This is a genomic window from Amycolatopsis rubida (assembly GCF_900115345.1).
In the GTDB taxonomy this organism is placed as follows: domain Bacteria; phylum Actinomycetota; class Actinomycetes; order Mycobacteriales; family Pseudonocardiaceae; genus Amycolatopsis; species Amycolatopsis rubida.
Genome location: NZ_FOWC01000043.1, coordinates 1 through 1,141, shown reverse-complemented (window position 1 = coordinate 1,141; position 1,141 = coordinate 1). Strand labels below are relative to the sequence as shown.

General features: G+C 61.8%; 1 protein-coding gene. It reads left to right on the top strand.

Features of this window, described 5'->3' with window-relative positions; translation table 11 throughout:
- Positions 1 to 46: 46 nt before the first annotated feature.
- Positions 47 to 1,141: IS630 family transposase (locus BM362_RS46030; protein WP_093577426.1), on the top strand; the 1,095-nt coding region annotated here is incomplete at its 3' end.

Below are 1,141 nucleotides of genomic sequence, written 5' to 3'. Positions count from 1 at the left end.
CTAGTGTCCTGCGTCGTTAATTCGTCGTCAGTTAGGCTCTGGCGGCATGACTGATGGTGCCGCGGGACGTCGGGGGCCGAAGCTTGAGCCGGTAGTCCTCACCGATGAGGAGCGGTCGACGCTGGAACGCTGGGTGCGACGACGGAATTCTGCGCAGGCTTTGGCCGCGCGATCGCGGATTGTGCTGGCGTGCGCTGAGGGCGGCGTGCCTCCGGTCGTGGGCGTCGCGAAGGACCTTGGCGTGTCGCCGGACATGGTCCGCAAATGGCGCCGGCGTTTTCTGTCGGACCGTCTCGACGGGCTGGTCGACGAACCTCGGCCCGGTCGTCCGCCGGTGATCGGGGTCGAGGACGTCGAAGCGGTCGTGGTGGCGACCCTGGAAGAAATCCCGAAGGACGCCACGCACTGGTCGCGTGCGTCGATGGCGCAGCACAGTGGCTTGTCCAAGTCGACTGTCGGCCGGATCTGGCGGAAGTTTCAGCTCAAACCGCACCTGACCGAGACCTTCAAACTGTCGACCGATCCGTTGTTCGCGGAGAAAGTGCACGATGTCGTCGGGTTGTATTTCAATCCGCCCGACGGTGCGATCGTTCTGTCTGTTGACGAGAAGTCGCAGATCCAGGCGCTGGACCGGTCTCAGCCGGTGCTTCCGATGATGCCCGGCATGCCCGAGCGTCGTACCCACGACTACGTCCGCAACGGTCTGACCACCTTGTTCGCGGCGTTCGACGTTGCCACCGGCGAGGTCATCAGTTCTCTGCACCGCCGGCATCGTGCCGCGGAGTTCAAGAAGTTTCTCGTCAAGGTCGACAAGGAAATCCCTGCCCATCTCCAGATCCATCTGATCTGCGACAACTACGGTACCCACAAAACACCTGCGATTCGGGCGTGGCTGGAACGGCACCCTCGTTGTCATATGCACTTCACCCCCACCGGTTCCTCCTGGATCAATCAGGTTGAGCGGTGGTTCGGGTTCCTCGCTGATCAGCAGATCAGGCGCGGCACCCACAAGAACGTTCAGAACCTCGAAGCCGACATCCGCTCATGGATCAAGGAACGGAACGAAAACCCCAGGCCCTTCATCTGGACCAAGACCGCCGCAGAGATCCTTGAGTCACTGGCGAACTTCTGCCGACGAATT